Annotated in this window: 15 protein-coding genes; 5 read left to right on the forward strand and 10 right to left on the reverse strand. The window is 62.8% G+C overall.

What is annotated here, in order from left to right:
• Positions 1-8 precede the first annotated feature (8 nt).
• Positions 9-881 (reverse strand): 4-hydroxy-tetrahydrodipicolinate synthase, encoded by an 873-nt coding sequence (gene dapA, locus AAFO90_RS10510; RefSeq protein WP_274829772.1) that lies wholly within the window; start codon positions 879-881, stop codon positions 9-11.
• Positions 882-1,021: 140 nt separating this feature from the next.
• Here dapA and AAFO90_RS10515 point away from each other — a divergent pair, with 140 nt between their 5' ends.
• Positions 1,022-2,980: a lytic transglycosylase domain-containing protein gene (locus tag AAFO90_RS10515; RefSeq protein WP_347509377.1), complete on the forward strand. Its 1,959-nt coding sequence runs from the start codon at positions 1,022-1,024 to the stop codon at positions 2,978-2,980.
• Here AAFO90_RS10515 and AAFO90_RS10520 read toward each other — a convergent pair.
• Entirely contained in the window at positions 2,954-3,841 is an 888-nt protein-coding gene (locus tag AAFO90_RS10520) for a DMT family transporter (protein WP_347509378.1), read from the reverse strand. The two genes, AAFO90_RS10515 and AAFO90_RS10520, sit on opposite strands and share 27 nt — an antisense overlap.
• Complete coding sequence (mnmD, locus tag AAFO90_RS10525) at positions 3,838-4,506, reverse strand: tRNA (5-methylaminomethyl-2-thiouridine)(34)-methyltransferase MnmD (RefSeq protein WP_347509379.1); 669 nt, start codon at positions 4,504-4,506, stop codon at positions 3,838-3,840. Before mnmD ends, AAFO90_RS10520 begins: the two co-directional genes overlap by 4 nt.
• A gap of 58 nt (positions 4,507-4,564) precedes the next feature.
• On the opposite strand from mnmD, the gene AAFO90_RS10530 reads away from it, so the two are divergent.
• Positions 4,565-5,629 carry an FAD-binding oxidoreductase gene (locus AAFO90_RS10530; protein ID WP_347509380.1) on the forward strand — a complete coding sequence of 355 codons (1,065 nt, stop codon included), beginning with the start codon at positions 4,565-4,567 and terminating at the stop codon, positions 5,627-5,629.
• A gap of 237 nt (positions 5,630-5,866) precedes the next feature.
• Here AAFO90_RS10530 and AAFO90_RS10535 read toward each other — a convergent pair whose 3' ends face one another.
• The 4 genes from AAFO90_RS10535 to AAFO90_RS10550 form a co-directional block, all read right to left on the reverse strand.
• A complete protein-coding gene (locus tag AAFO90_RS10535; protein WP_347509416.1) occupies positions 5,867-6,640 on the reverse strand; it encodes an acyl dehydratase in 774 nt (257 codons plus the stop codon).
• A gap of 170 nt (positions 6,641-6,810) precedes the next feature.
• A complete protein-coding gene (locus AAFO90_RS10540) occupies positions 6,811-7,353 on the reverse strand; it encodes an NAD(P)H-dependent oxidoreductase (RefSeq protein WP_347509381.1) in 543 nt (180 codons plus the stop codon).
• 200 nt (positions 7,354-7,553) lie between these two features.
• Entirely contained in the window at positions 7,554-8,219 is a 666-nt protein-coding gene (locus tag AAFO90_RS10545; RefSeq protein WP_065271359.1) for an OmpA family protein, read from the reverse strand.
• Positions 8,220-8,357: 138 nt separating this feature from the next.
• Positions 8,358-9,263: a bifunctional helix-turn-helix domain-containing protein/methylated-DNA--[protein]-cysteine S-methyltransferase gene (locus AAFO90_RS10550; protein ID WP_347509382.1), complete on the reverse strand. Its 906-nt coding sequence runs from the start codon at positions 9,261-9,263 to the stop codon at positions 8,358-8,360.
• 187 nt (positions 9,264-9,450) lie between these two features.
• On the opposite strand from AAFO90_RS10550, the gene nth reads away from it, so the two are divergent.
• Positions 9,451-10,095, forward strand: a complete 645-nt coding sequence (nth, locus tag AAFO90_RS10555; protein ID WP_065271361.1) for an endonuclease III — start codon at positions 9,451-9,453, stop codon at positions 10,093-10,095.
• Positions 10,092-11,081 (forward strand): adenosine kinase, encoded by a 990-nt coding sequence (locus tag AAFO90_RS10560; RefSeq protein WP_065271362.1) that lies wholly within the window; start codon positions 10,092-10,094, stop codon positions 11,079-11,081. Before nth ends, AAFO90_RS10560 begins: the two co-directional genes overlap by 4 nt.
• Before the next feature lie 110 nt (positions 11,082-11,191).
• Here AAFO90_RS10560 and AAFO90_RS10565 read toward each other — a convergent pair whose 3' ends face one another.
• A complete protein-coding gene (locus AAFO90_RS10565) occupies positions 11,192-11,680 on the reverse strand; it encodes a MarR family transcriptional regulator (RefSeq protein ID WP_274866816.1) in 489 nt (162 codons plus the stop codon).
• Between the two features lie 83 nt (positions 11,681-11,763).
• Here AAFO90_RS10565 and AAFO90_RS10570 point away from each other — a divergent pair, with 83 nt between their 5' ends.
• Entirely contained in the window at positions 11,764-12,636 is an 873-nt protein-coding gene (locus AAFO90_RS10570; protein WP_274834925.1) for an EamA family transporter, read from the forward strand.
• A 9-nt stretch (positions 12,637-12,645) separates the two neighbouring features.
• Here the strand turns inward: AAFO90_RS10570 and AAFO90_RS10575 are convergent, their stop codons facing one another.
• Positions 12,646-13,167 carry a hypothetical protein gene (locus AAFO90_RS10575; protein WP_274829782.1) on the reverse strand — a complete coding sequence of 174 codons (522 nt, stop codon included), beginning with the start codon at positions 13,165-13,167 and terminating at the stop codon, positions 12,646-12,648.
• Between the two features lies 1 nt (position 13,168).
• Complete coding sequence (locus AAFO90_RS10580) at positions 13,169-13,651, reverse strand: RNA pyrophosphohydrolase (protein WP_274832632.1); 483 nt, start codon at positions 13,649-13,651, stop codon at positions 13,169-13,171.
• Positions 13,652-13,739 lie beyond the last annotated feature (88 nt).

The following is a 13,739-nucleotide window of genomic DNA, read 5'->3' on the forward strand; positions in this document are numbered from 1 at the left end:
GGTTGGCCTTACAGCAAGCCCGCGTGCTTCATGGCCGCGTCGATCGCTGCCTTGGTGCTGTCTTCCAGCGTGGTCAGCGGGCAGCGGACCTCTTCGCTGCACAGGCCCAGTTTCGACAGGCCGTACTTCGCGCCCACAAGGCCTGGCTCGATAAAGATCGCCTCGTGCAGGGGCATCAGGCGGTCCTGGTATTCCAGCGCGGTCTTGTAGTCGCCTGCAAGGGTCGCGGCCTGGAACTCAGCGCAGAGTTTCGGCGCCACGTTTGCGGTGACCGAGATGCAGCCAACGCCGCCATGGGCATTGAAGCCAAGCGCGGTTGCATCCTCGCCCGACAGCTGGATGAAGTCGGGACCACACGAACCGCGCTGCTGGCTGACGCGGGCCAAATCGCCGGTGGCATCCTTGACGCCAACGATACGGGGCAGCTTGGCCAGCTCGCCCATGGTGGCCGGTGTCATGTCGACGACCGAGCGGCCCGGAATGTTGTAGATCACGATCGGAATATCGGCGCAGTCGTGCAGGGCCTCAAAATGCGCCACCATGCCGCGCTGGGTCGGCTTATTGTAATAGGGCGTCACCACCAGCGCCGCATCTGCACCGATACGCGCCGCAAACTCGACAAAACGAATCGCTTCGACGGTATTGTTGGAGCCAGCGCCCGCGATGACCGGCACCCGGCCTGCCGTCGCCTTGACCACCTCGGCGATCACGGTCTCGTGCTCTTCATGGCTCAGCGTCGGGCTTTCGCCTGTGGTGCCAACGGGCACAATACCGGTCGAACCCTGCTCGATATGCCATTCTACCAAGTGTTTGAGCGTATCCAGATCCAGCTCGCCGTTGCGAAACGGGGTGACGAGGGCTGGCATAGAGCCTTTGAACATGGGCACGCTCCCTTAGTTGCGAATGGTCGGCAGGCAAAGCGCCGCCGGAATAGTGGACTTGACCGGGTTTTGAGTTGATACCGGCGCGTCACGGATTATCGTCACAGCCTCTATCCCCGGTTCACGAGAAAATGCAAGACATGACACGCATTCTGGCCTTCATTCTGCTGCTCCTGCCCCTGCTTACTCCGCAGATAGCCCGGGCAGACAGGCTTGCTGACGCTCTGGAGCTGATCCGGGGGCAGCAATGGGACGCTGCCGGAGAGATGGCAGGCCCCGAAGCCACCGTCGCCCGCGACGTGATCGAATGGCACCGTCTGCGCGCGGGCGAAGGCTCGGCGCGCGATGTCATGGCCTTTTTGGCGCGTCGCCCCGACTGGCCCGGCCTGCCCTATCTGCGGGAAAAAAGCGAAGCGGCACTGGCCACGGCCGACCGCGAGACCATTCTGTCATTCTACTCTGGCAACCGCCCCCAGACAGCCGAAGGCGCGCTGAGCCTTGGCCGCGCGCTGATCGCGGCGGGGCGCCGGGGCGATGGTGAGGCCGAAATCGTCATGGCCTGGCGCACCATGCCGATGACGCCCGAGGTACAGGACGCCTATCTGGCCGATTTCAGCGCCCTTTTGAAACCGCATCATACGGCGCGGCTGAACCGGCTCTTGTGGGACCGCCACCACGTCAGCGCGCCGCGCATGCTGGATCTGGTACCGGACGGTTCCCGCAAGCTGGCCGAGGCCCGTCTGGCCCTGCAGCAGCGCACCCCGGGCGTTGATGCCAAAATCGCGGCGGTCCCGGCGGATCTGCAGGATGATGCCGGCCTGGCCTACGACCGGTTTGACTGGCGCGACAAGAAGGGCCGCCGCGAGGACGCCATCCAGATGCTGATGGATCGCAGCACCAGCGCCGACAAACTGGGAGTGCCGGAAAAATGGCTGCGCCGCCGCCGCGATCTGGCCCGGCAAGACATGCGGGACGGCAACCACGAACGCGCCTACCAACTGGCCGCGCATCATTTTTCCACCCCTGAGGCGGGCTATGGCTATTCTGACTGCGAATGGCTGGCTGGCTATATTGCCCTGCGCAAGCTGAACGATCCCGGTCTGGCCGCAAAGCATTTCGAGCGCTTCCTCGCCTCGGTCGAAACCCCGATCTCGGTCGGGCGCGGCGGCTACTGGTTGGGCCGTGCCTATGCCGAGATGGGAGAAGTGAACAGGGCGCATGATGCCTATTCCCGGGCTGCCGCCTATCAAACCTCCTTTTATGGGATCCTCGCCGCCGAAGCGCTTGGCCGCCCCTTTGATCCGGATCTTGCCAATCCGCCTGCGCTGCCAGACTGGCGCAGTGCCCCCTACCTCAATTCTTCGGTCACCGAAGCGGGTCTGCTGCTGCTGCGCGCCGGAGAGGATGTGCTGGCCGAACGGTTCCTCACCCACCTGACCGAAAGCCTGCCGTCCGAGCAGGCCTTTCAGCTGGGTCAAATGGCGGTGGAAATGGACCGGCCACACCTGGCAGTGATGATCGGCAAACGCGCGGCACAATCCGGGATCGAGCTGAAGGGCGCCTATTACCCGCTGCACCCGGTGGCGAAAAAGGACCTGCCGATGGCGCCCGAGATGACCCTGGCCATCGCCCGGCGCGAAAGCGAATTCGACCCCGGTGTGATCAGCCACGCGGGCGCACGCGGGCTGATGCAGGTGATGCCCGCCACAGCAAAACTGGTCGCTAATGAACTGGGCATCCTGTCCGAGCACGAGACCGCCCGCCTGACCGCTGAATGGGACTATAACGCAACTCTTGGCGCGCAGTATCTTGCCCGTCTCGCCGAAGAGTTCGGTGGTAACGTGGTGATGATGGCAGCTGGCTATAACGCAGGCCCGCATCGCCCTGCGGCCTGGATGGAACGCTATGGCGACCCCCGCGACGGCACCCCGAACATCATCGACTGGATCGAGCACATCCCCTTCAACGAGACCCGCAACTACGTGATGCGCGTCACCGAAAGCCTGCCGGTCTATCGTGCACGGCTGGGGCAGACACCGCTGCCGGTGCCGTTTTCGCGGGAGTTGACCGGATCAACTCTGGCGGCGTTCGCGCCATAGGGTGAACAGCCCCGCCGCCACCACGATCCCGGCGCCCAGCGCCACGTTGAACCGGATGGTTTCCGAAAAGATCACAAGCCCCAGCATAGCTGCCCAGGGCAGTTGCAGATAGGCAAAGGGCTGAACCGCGCTTGCCTCTGCCGCCTCATAGCAACGGATCAGCAGGTAGTGCCCCAGAGCGCCGGTCAGGCACAATAGCCCCATCCAACCCCAGTCCGGCGTGCTCATCGCCTCCCAGTTCCACAGGCCGATCGGCGTCATAAAGACAACGCCGACAACGCCCACGTAAAAGAAACTGGTGGCCGAATTGTCCTTGCGCGCGGCATAGCGCGTCAGAAGCCCATAAAGAGCGAACATCAGTGCAGCCAGCAGCGGTACCAGTGCAGCCGGTTGGAACACGCCGATCCCAGGCTCCAGAATGATCAACACCCCAAGGAAACCGATAAGAATGGCGCTCCACCGCCAGATCCCGACCTTCTCCCCCAGGATCGGCCCGGACAGGGCCGCGATCATCAAAGGGTAGGAAACAAAGACCGCGTGGCTTTCCACCAGCCCCAGCAGGGTAAAGGCCAGAACCATGACACAGATTTCCGCCGCGCAGACAAAGCCGCGAAAGATCTGTAGCCAGATCTGCCGGGTCCGCGCTACCTTTTTCAGACCGCCCGGCTGCCGCAAAGCGATGGAGACGACAAACAGAGACAGGAACCAATAACGGATCATCACCACCATGTAGACGTTGTATTCCCCGGCCAGATGTCGCGAGATCCCGTCCTGAAGCGCGAACACGATGGTGGCGCCAATCATCAGCATCACACCCAGCCGCGTGTTATTGCCTGCCTCGTGGACTTCTACGCTGCTCATACCAGTTCCGCCTTTGTCATATGCCGTTTGCGCCCATAGCCGGGGATGCGTGTGACGGCAAAGCCCGCCGCCTCCAGGCCCCGGCGCACGAAACCCGCCGCCGTGTAGGTCGCGGCGCTGCCGCCCGCGGCGGTGTGCCGGGCCACTTCGGCCATCAGATCCTCACCCCACAGCTCCGGGTTCTTGGCCGGGGAAAACCCGTCCAGAAACCAGGCATCAGCACGCCCCGTCCACTCTGGCAGCGACAGGCGCGCGTCGCCAGTGATCATCTCGAAGCAAAGCGTGCCCAGATCGCAACTGCCCTGTCCCGTCCAGACCGCGAGGAACCTTTCAGCCCAGGGTGCGACCGCAGGAAAGGCCTCCAGCGCCCGGGCCATATCGGCAGGCACCATTGGGAAGGCTTCGAAACTGGTGAATTGCAATGCGCCCACCTGCCCGCTTTCCTCCCAGAGCTTCCAGGCGGCGAGCAGGTTCAGACCGGTCCCGAACCCCAGCTCGGCAATATGGAAACCGGGGCGGAACCGCGCAGGCAGATCATTCCCGGCCAGGAACACATGCCCCGTCTCCGCCAGCCCGTCGTGAATCGAAAAATAGGGGTCATCGAACTGATCGGACACCGGAATGATGCCATCACGCCAACTGAGCCGGGCCTGCTGGTCTGCCATGCTGTTTTCCCCTAAGTGATGTCACGGAACGGCGCGACACTGGCGAAAGGGCGGGCGAATGGCAATGGCAGATATCACGGTGCGCGGCGCGGGCATTTTTGGTCTTTCGATCGCCTGGATCTGCGCCCGGCGCGGCGCAAGGGTACAGGTAATCGACCCCTTCGGCCCCGGCGCCGGTTCCAGCGGCGGCCTTGTCGGTGCCCTCGCCCCGCATGTGCCGGAAAACTGGAATGCCAAGAAACAGTTCCAGTTCGAAAGCCTTTTGATGGCACAAGATTTCTGGCGCGATGTGGAACATGCGGGCGGTGTCTCCCCCGGCTATGGCCGCACCGGCCGTCTGCAGCCCATCAATGACGATCGAGTGCTGGACCTGGCCCGCCAGCGCGAAAGCACCGCTGCCCAGCTTTGGCGCACCGATGCCAGGCAACAGGCCGAATGGCGCATTTGCGCGGCAGAGGAGTTTGGGGGGTGGGCCCCACCCAGTGCCACCGGCCTTGTGATTCACGACACGCTCAGCGCCCGCATGCATCCGCGACGGGCCTGCGCCGCGCTCGTCGCAGCGTTGAAGGCACAAGGTGTGACTGTAGGCGCAGACGGTACCGATCAGGGTGAGGTTGTTCACGCCACCGGCCATGCAGGGCTACTGGACCTGAACCAAACGCTTGGCAAAACCGTGGGAAAAACCATCGGCAACGGTGTCAAAGGACAGGCCGCCCTGCTGCGCCATGATGCCGGAGAGGTTCCCCAGCTGTACGCCGACAGCCTGCACATCATCCCGCATGCGGATGGCACAGTGGCCATCGGCTCCACCAGCGAGCGGGAGTTCGAAAACGGCACGGAGACGGACGCTCAGCTCGACGACATCCTTGCACGCGCCCGCGCCGCCGTTCCCATTCTCCAAGGCGCCGAGCTCATCGAACGCTGGGCCGGGGTGCGCCCGCGCGCAAGATCCCGGGCGCCAATGCTTGGCCCCTGGCCGGGCCGCAGCGGGCATTTCATCTCCAACGGAGGCTTCAAGATCGGCTTTGGCATGGCCCCCAAGGTCGCCGAGGTCATGGCTGATCTCCTGCTGGACCAGATCGATGCCATCCCTGCAGGCTTCCGCGTCGAAGACAACCTCTGACACCGCCGCCTCTGCCCCACCGTTTCGCTCCGGGTCAAGGGAGGCGCAGCCTGCGCGCATCGCGCGCCTTGCCCTTGAGGCGGAGCGGAACATCCCAAACTGGAACAGGCGCTTTTGAGGGCAGATCTGCCCCTCAAAAAGCTTCTCAGCAGTTTTTTTCACGCCGCGCAGCGGCGCCGGGCCCAACTGGCAGCGCCCTATTCGCAGAATATGGCCCGGCAGGCGGGAGCCTCCCCCTCATGCGAACTCTGCCGTGGCGCTCATGCATTGTCGTCCATCCGGGGCTCTGACCCACAGATCCGCACCATTGCGGCAAAACGTAGCCGTTTCAAAATGCATCAATGGCGAGGAAGCGCGAAAGGCAAAGCGGCGCAAGGCACCCCCCACCTCCTCGGCCAGCAACATCAGGTGTTGCGCCAAAAGCGGACCATGCACCACCAGACCGTCATAGCCTTCGACATCGCGCGCATAGTCGAGATCATAATGGATCCGGTGCCCGTTGAAGGTCAGCGCCGAATAGCGGAACAGCAGCGTCGATGAAAACGCCGCCTCCCGCGCATCATGCTCGTCCGTCCGCGCCTCAGGCGGCACCGGTTTTGGCGCCTGTGGGTCCGGATCCTCGCGATAGACAAGATCCTGCCATTCGGTGAGGCACAGTTGTCCCTCCTGCCAGATCTCATGGCGCAGGGTCACGAATGCCAACGGCCCGCTGCGCCCGTTTTTATGTTCGGCCTTTTCCAGAACCGAGCGTTTTTCTGCCGGACTGCCCGCCCGCAGGAGCGCGTCGAACTGCAGCTGCCCGCCAGCCCACATGCGCCGCGGCAAGCCCAGATCCGGGATAAGCCCGCCCGTTCCGCCGACCCGCGGATGACCATCGCGGCCCAACGCCTCGGGCGGCTGCGGGGTCCAGAAGTACAGCTGATGAAAGAACGGCGGCAGAACGCTGCCCTCGGTGATGTCCGCTTCCTGCCCCAGCGCCACCTGAAAGGCTGCGGCGCGGGCCGGGTCCATGACATCGGTTTGCCGGATTTCAGAGCTGGTATAGGGGCCAGGTTCGGTAAGGGGGGCGGGATTTGTGGGACTGAATTCGCTCATCCCGTGACCTTAGCCACGTCTTCGGAAAGGACAAGCCGCCGAAGGCCGGGAGGACCACTGGCGCGCCCCTGCCCTTTGCGGTTTGATCAGCGCTCGATTTCGCGGCGCAGGTTCTGCATCAGCGTTTCCAGCGTGCCCCGGTAGATCTCGCTTGTCAGCTGGCCGCTTTCGTCGAACTCCTTCGACGAATTGGCCAGATGCACCTCGGGCCCGGACACAAGGCGCGGCTGAAACGGCACCATGAAACCGCGCAGCACCATCTGCGCCCGCTCACCACCCGAGCGGCCACCCGCCGCCGACATGACTGCCACGGGTTTACCCGCCCAGGGCTTGCCCTTGGTACGGCTAACCCAATCCAGCGCGTTCTTCAGAACCCCAGAGGGGCCTTTGTTATACTCCGGGGTCGAGATCAACACCGCATCCGCCGCAGCGATCTGATCAGCCAAGAGCTGCACCCCGGCAGGCACACCATCGCGATCTTCGTCATCGCCATCGTACAGCGGCAGGTTCAGGTCGCCCTCCACGTAGGAGCAGGCACCGAACAGACGCACCGCCTCTTTCAGCAGCATGCGATTGGTTGCAGCCCCACGTAGGGATCCGGAGAGAGTGAGAAGTAGCGGATCGGACATCAGAACATTCCTTGACTAACACATTGGCACGCAAGGCCCTGTCATGGGCCTGACTTACCAATAGCTTAAGCAAAGACCGGGATGCCTCATACCCGAATGACCGCGCAAGTGTTGTGCATCAACTGGCAAAGCCCGCGCCCGGGGGCGCGGAAATGCACAGCCTGCGCGCGTCCTAGCGCAGATCACCCGGCCTGCCAGGTTCAGCCGCCGGTGGGGATGACGACGATTTCCACCCGCCGGTTCTGCGCCTTGCCAGCTTCGGTCAGATTGCTGGCCACGGGCTGCTCTTCGCCGCGCCCGATGGTGCGGATCCGGTTGTAGGGCACACCGCCAGCCTGGATCTGATCGGCCACGGCATTGGCGCGACGCTCGGACAGGCCCTGATTATAGGCCGCATCGCCGTCACTGTCGGTATGGCCGATGACCTGCACGGTGCTGTTGGGATAGCGCACCAGACTGTCCGCCACTTTCAACAGGTCAGAACGAACCGACGGGCTGATTGCGGAACTGTCGGTGGCAAAGGTCAGATCATTCGGCAGCGATACCACCAACCTGTCGCCGGTGTTAACGATCGAGATGCCGTCGCTCGAAATCGACTGACGCAGCTCGGCCTCCTGCTTGTCCAGTTGGCTGCCGATCAGCCCGCCCGCAATCGCCCCGACCGCAGCGCCGCCCAGAACGGCGCCCGTCTTGTTGCTGGAATTCGAGAGGGCTCCGATACCCGCACCCAGAATGCCGCCTGCGATCAGGCCCTGCTTTTCCTTGCTGGGCGTCCCATCGCTGTTCAGCAGTGCCGGATCGGTGCAGGCGCCAAGGCCCAGCGCAACCGTCACTGCCGCAACCGTCGAGAATTTCAAAATCGTCATTTTGCCAACCTTATTGCCTGTTTCGCGCGCCTCTGTCCGGGCTTGGCTCGTCCTTGCCCGGCGAAGTCTCACGCACCGCTGATTTCATTTGATTATATCATCGCTGCGACGCTGCTGCTCAAGCGCAGAGTGCAAAACCTAGGCGGTTTGCCGCCCAGTTCCTTCGGCTTCGCCTGCCACAGCCGGAAAGTCCGCTTCCTTCTCCGACGCGCTGTCATCACGCGCGGCCTCAAAAGCCAGCATCGCGCGTTTGACCGGCACTCCCCAGTGATAGCCACCGATATCGCCGCCCTTGCGCAGGACCCGGTGGCAGGGAATGAGCCAGCTCATGGGGTTCTTGCCCACAGCCGTCCCCACGGCCCGCACCGCGCGTGGGTTATCAATGGCACGGGCGAGTTCGGAGTATGTGGTGACATGGCCCGACGGGATCCGCAGTAGCGCCTCCCAGACCTTTATCTGCAGCGGCGCGCCCATCATGTGCAGCGCAGCCTCGCCTTTTTGGGCAAAGATCGCCTCGGCCAAGGGGCGCAGCATCATCGGGTCTTCGACATAATCGGCATTTGGCCAGCGCGCGCGCATATCGGCCAGGGTCGGCTCAGCCCCGGTTTCGGCCGCAAAAGCGAGACCACAGATCCCCTTCTCGGTGCCCATGACAAGCGCCAAACCGAATGGACTGTCGAACCAACCCCAACGGATTGTCAGCCCCGCGCCTTTGCGGGCGTATTCGCCGGGGCTCATCGCCTCCCAGCGCAGAAACAGATCGTGCAGCCGCCCGGAGCCGGACAGCCCCACCGCGTGGGCCGTTTCAAGGGTTGAAAACCGCTCTTGCAGCAGGCTCTTGGCGTGGCCCAGCCGCAGATATTGCTGATAACGTTTGGGCGAAACACCGACCCAGGCCGAAAACACCCGCTGGAAATGCGCAGGGCTCATGTTCATGTGGGCGGCCAGCTCTGCAAGACCCAGGTCCTCTCCGCCTGCGTCGATCAGCTCAATGGCCCGGCCTATGACGCCATAGTGATAGCTCTGTTCACCCGCTTCGCGCATCTTTCCCTGTTCTCCTGCAAAGGGTCCAGCAACACAGTAGAGCGGACACCGGCGACCAGCGACCCGGAATTTGCGCATTGCGGGGGCCCGAGCGATCTGTTGCAAGCACAACAGCGCCTGCGGCACGATGAAACCATTGGAGTTTTTTCATTTGCGCCCTTCGCCGCAGACCGGCAAAAGGAGCAGCATGGCCAAGCAACTCGACTATCATACACTGCGCGAAATCTTTTCGCGTTTTCAGGCCGCCGAGCCGGAACCCAAGGGCGAATTGGATCACGTCAACGCCTATACGCTGGTGGTGGCCGTCGCCCTGTCGGCGCAGGCGACGGATGCAGGCGTCAACAAGGCAACGCATGAGCTGTTCAAGATCGCCGATACGCCGCAAAAGATGCTCGACCTCGGCGAAGAGGGGCTGATCGAACATATCAAGACGATCGGTCTTTACCGCAACAAGGCCAAGAACGTCATCAAGATGGCCCGCATTCTGGTCGACGACTACGGCGGCGAGGTGCCCAATTCCCGCGCCGCATTGCAATCCCTGCCCGGTGTAGGCCGTAAGACCGCCAATGTGGTTCTGAACATGTGGTGGCATTACCCGGCACAAGCGGTGGATACGCATATTTTCCGGGTTGGCAACCGCTCGGGCATCTGCCCGGGCAAGGATGTGGACGCGGTCGAACGCGCCATCGAAGACAATATTCCGGTCGATTTCCAGCAGCATGCCCATCACTGGCTGATCCTGCACGGCCGCTATCACTGCAAGGCACGCAAGCCGATGTGCGGCACCTGCATCATCCGCGACCTGTGCCAATATGAGGACAAGAATCTATGAAGACCTACCAGATTGTCGGCATCGGCAATGCCGTCGTCGATGTGATCAGTCAATGCGATGACAGCTTTCTCGATCACATGGGGATCGAGAAAGGCATCATGCAGCTGATCGAACGGGATCGCGGCGAAGTGCTTTATGGTGCGATGGAAGGCCGCGTGCAAACCCCCGGTGGCTCGGTCGCCAATACCATTGCCGGCGCAGGTGCGCTTGGCATCGATGCGGCCTTTATCGGGCGCGTGCATGACGATGCTCTGGGCCGGTTCTACGCCGACGCGATGAACGAAGACGGCGTCGATTTCGTCAACCCGCCGGTCCCGGGGGGCGAGCTGCCGACGTCGCGCTCGATGATCTTCGTCTCCCCGGACGGGGAGCGGTCGATGAACACCTATCTTGGCATCTCATCCGAGCTCAGCTCTGCAGATGTGCCGAATGAGGTGGCCGGGCAGACCCAGATCATGTTCCTTGAGGGCTATCTCTTTGACAAGGACAAGGGCAAGACCGCCTTCATGGAGGCCGCCCGCGATTGCCGCAAGGGTGGCGGCAAGCCCGGTATCGCCATCTCAGACCCCTTCTGCGTCGAACGCCACCGCGCCGACTTCCTGTCGCTGATCGAGAATGAACTGGAATTCGTGATCGGCAACGAAGCCGAAATCCGCTCGCTGTTTGAAACCGAAGATCTGGAGGAAGCCCTGGCCAAGACCGCCGCAATCTGTCCGCTGGTGGTCTGCACCCGCTCCGGCGACGGGGTTTCGGTGATTGCGGGCGAGACCCGCATCGATGTTCCGGTCACCAAGGTCGTGCCCGTCGATGCCACCGGTGCTGGCGATCAGTTCGCGGCCGGGTTCCTCTTCGGTCTGGCCACGGGCCGCGATCTGGAGACCTGCGCCAAGATCGGCAACATCTGCGCCGCCGAGGTGATCAGCCATATCGGCCCGCGTCCCGAAAAGGACATGCGCGCGGTGCTGCAGGCCGAAGGGCTGCTCTAAGTCACAGAGCCAAATCCGTGGGCGGGAAAACTCCCGCCCATCGAATATGCCCCAAGGGGCACTCCCTTTCGTCGGGCGTAGAACGCAAGGGCATTAGCCCGCGCAGGGCCTCAATCGCTTCCGGCCGAGATCAATGCCTTGGACAGCAAGCCTTTGAACTGGTCCAGCTCCTCTGCCTTTAGCCCTTTAAGCAGCCCCGACTGGGTGGCCACATGCGCCTCCAGGGCCTCGTCGATCAGCGCACCGCCCTTTTCGGTCAAGGCAATCAGGAAACTGCGGCTGTCCGCCGGGTTCACCTTGCGGCGCACCAGCCCGTCTGCCTCCAGCCGGTCAATCCGGTTGGTCATCGTGCCCGAAGCCACCATCGTCGCCTTCAAGAGATCCCCTGGAGACAACTCATATGGCGCGCCCGCCCGGCGCAGCGTCGCCAGCACGTCGAATTTGGCGGCGTTGAGACCAAAACGTTGAAACGTCTTCTGCATCTCTGCCTGATAGGCCAAATAAAGGCGTCCCACCCGGCCGATTATTCCCATGGCGGACACATCAAGGTCCGGCCGCTCCCGTTCCCATTGCTGGGTGACAAAATCCACATGATCCATCTTTCCTGTTTTGCGGAGAGACATCTTGACGTCAAGATTAAATATTGTTACTTCGATGTCGAGATAATTTTGGAGAAGACCCCATGCTGTCCCGCGACCTCTTTCTGACCGCGCTGGCCCCTGCCATTTGGGGCAGCAGCTATATCGTGACGACCAACCTCTTGCCCGGTCATTCACCCTTTGTCGTGGCGCTATTGCGCGCTTTGCCGGCGGGGCTGTTGCTGCTCCTCTTCGTGCGCAGGCTGCCACCACTCAACTGGGTGCCAAAGCTCATGGTACTTGGCGCGCTGAATTTCTCTCTGTTCTGGAGCTTCCTGTTTCTCTCCGCCTACCGCCTGCCCGGCGGGGTGGCTGCGACCCTGGGCGCGATACAGCCGCTGGTCGTGGTCTTCCTGTCGGCGCTGGTTCTGCAATCGCCCATCAGGCCTGCGTCGCTCCTGGCGGCGGCGCTCAGCATCGCAGGGGTTGCCCTGCTGGTGCTGACGCCCGCGGCCAAGCTGGACATGGTCGGAGTTCTGGCAGGCCTTGCTGGCGCCCTGTCTATGGCGGCCGGGGTTGTGCTGACCCGCAAATGGCAGCCGCCTGTGCCGCCCCTAACCTTTACCGCCTGGCAGCTGACTGCAGGGGGAATCCTGCTGATGCCCGTCACACTTTGGGCAGTGCCCGAAATGCCGGTCTTCACCGCAGAGAACATCCTGGGCCTTGCCTATATGAGCCTGATCGGCGGCGCGCTGACCTATATTCTGTGGTTCCGGGGCTTGTCGCGCATCGAACCCTCAGCCGTATCGCTTCTGGGGGTACTCAGCCCGCTGACGGCTGTCATCCTGGGCTGGCTCTGGATGCAGGAAACCCTCAGTATCTACCAGCTGACCGGCGCCATCTTTGCCCTGTTCAGCGTCTGGCTGGGTCAGGCTGCAGCCAAACCGGCACGCCCGCGCCCCGCGCCTGCGGAGTGACCCCGTCTACTACTGCGGCGCCAGAGGCACACAAGCCTTGCCGCGGTGGCAGTCCAGCACCTGCTTGCGAAAGCTGTGCACATCGCCGCCAAAGGCAAAGCTGCCGCAGGGATCGAAACGGACGATCAGGTCCCTGCCCCGCTGTTCGGCAAAAATCAGATACTCGACACCGGATTTGGCCTTGCCGCACCACGGCCCCATGCATTGCACCTCGATCACCACATCGGCGCGCACGGCTTGATCGAAATCCCGTGCCCCCAGAAGGTCCCCGTTGAAACTTCCGCGAAACTGGGTGACCGGCGGGGCCGCATTAGGGTTTCCGGCAGGCGGTCGTGGCAGGCGACGTTCATCAAAAGACAGGCGCCCCTGCAGGATTGCGTAGGAGCGGTTGGAATTCGCCGCCGCAAGATAGGCATCCGGAACGCCCCAGGGCACACAGCTGAGCGCGGAAGCAGAGGTGGCAGCGCCGAGCGCCACACAGGATACAAACAACGACGCCGCCCGGCGAACCAGCTTGGGAAGTCGTACCATTCTATAAGTACCTTTCGAATTCCTCGACCACCCGCGCATAGACCTCGCGCTTGAAGGGGACGATCTTCTCCACCAGATGCTCTACCGGCTGCCAGCACCAGGCGGAAAATTCCGGATGTTCGGTGTCGATTCTGACCTGATCGTCAGTGCCCAGAAACCGCATCAGGTACCATTTCTGCTCTTGTCCGCGATAACGCCCACCCCAGAAGCTGGGCACCACGTCATGTGGCAGATCATAGGGCAGCCAGCCTTCCGATTCGGCGACAATCTCGACCAGAGAGGGCAGAACGCCGGTTTCTTCCTCCAGCTCCCGCAGGGCCGCGGTGCGCGGGTCCTCACCCTCGTCGATCCCGCCCTGCGGCATCTGCCAGGCATCCTTGTAGCGGTCCGCGCGCTGTCCGACAAAGACCGCCCCGTCGGTGTTTATCATCATAACGCCGACGTTGCGGCGGTAGGGCAGCTTGGCGATGTCTTCCGGTGTCATAGGCATTCCCTGGGTCTGTTCCCGGCGATTAGACCTGCTGCCGCCGGGGCACGCAAGGGGGTGACGCCGCGTTGACAGGTGACAAACG

The sequence above is a fragment of the Phaeobacter sp. CAU 1743 genome (genome assembly GCF_039839315.1).
Classification (GTDB): domain Bacteria; phylum Pseudomonadota; class Alphaproteobacteria; order Rhodobacterales; family Rhodobacteraceae; genus Phycobacter; species Phycobacter gallaeciensis_A.

Coding starts and splice junctions, on each gene's coding strand:
- AAFO90_RS10580 (WP_274832632.1), bottom strand. CDS start 13,651: ATGACACCGGAAGACATCGCCAAGCTGCCCTACCGCCGCAACGTCGGC.
- AAFO90_RS10575 (WP_274829782.1), bottom strand. CDS start 13,167: ATGGTACGACTTCCCAAGCTGGTTCGCCGGGCGGCGTCGTTGTTTGTA.
- AAFO90_RS10520 (WP_347509378.1), bottom strand. CDS start 3,841: ATGAGCAGCGTAGAAGTCCACGAGGCAGGCAATAACACGCGGCTGGGT.
- AAFO90_RS10545 (WP_065271359.1), bottom strand. CDS start 8,219: ATGACGATTTTGAAATTCTCGACGGTTGCGGCAGTGACGGTTGCGCTG.
- AAFO90_RS10565 (WP_274866816.1), bottom strand. CDS start 11,680: ATGGATCATGTGGATTTTGTCACCCAGCAATGGGAACGGGAGCGGCCG.
- dapA (WP_274829772.1), bottom strand. CDS start 881: ATGTTCAAAGGCTCTATGCCAGCCCTCGTCACCCCGTTTCGCAACGGC.
- AAFO90_RS10515 (WP_347509377.1), top strand. CDS start 1,022: ATGACACGCATTCTGGCCTTCATTCTGCTGCTCCTGCCCCTGCTTACT.
- AAFO90_RS10570 (WP_274834925.1), top strand. CDS start 11,764: ATGCTGTCCCGCGACCTCTTTCTGACCGCGCTGGCCCCTGCCATTTGG.
- nth (WP_065271361.1), top strand. CDS start 9,451: ATGGCCAAGCAACTCGACTATCATACACTGCGCGAAATCTTTTCGCGT.
- AAFO90_RS10560 (WP_065271362.1), top strand. CDS start 10,092: ATGAAGACCTACCAGATTGTCGGCATCGGCAATGCCGTCGTCGATGTG.
- AAFO90_RS10530 (WP_347509380.1), top strand. CDS start 4,565: ATGGCAATGGCAGATATCACGGTGCGCGGCGCGGGCATTTTTGGTCTT.
- AAFO90_RS10550 (WP_347509382.1), bottom strand. CDS start 9,263: ATGCGCGAAGCGGGTGAACAGAGCTATCACTATGGCGTCATAGGCCGG.
- mnmD (WP_347509379.1), bottom strand. CDS start 4,506: ATGGCAGACCAGCAGGCCCGGCTCAGTTGGCGTGATGGCATCATTCCG.
- AAFO90_RS10540 (WP_347509381.1), bottom strand. CDS start 7,353: ATGTCCGATCCGCTACTTCTCACTCTCTCCGGATCCCTACGTGGGGCT.
- AAFO90_RS10535 (WP_347509416.1), bottom strand. CDS start 6,640: ATGGACCCGGCCCGCGCCGCAGCCTTTCAGGTGGCGCTGGGGCAGGAA.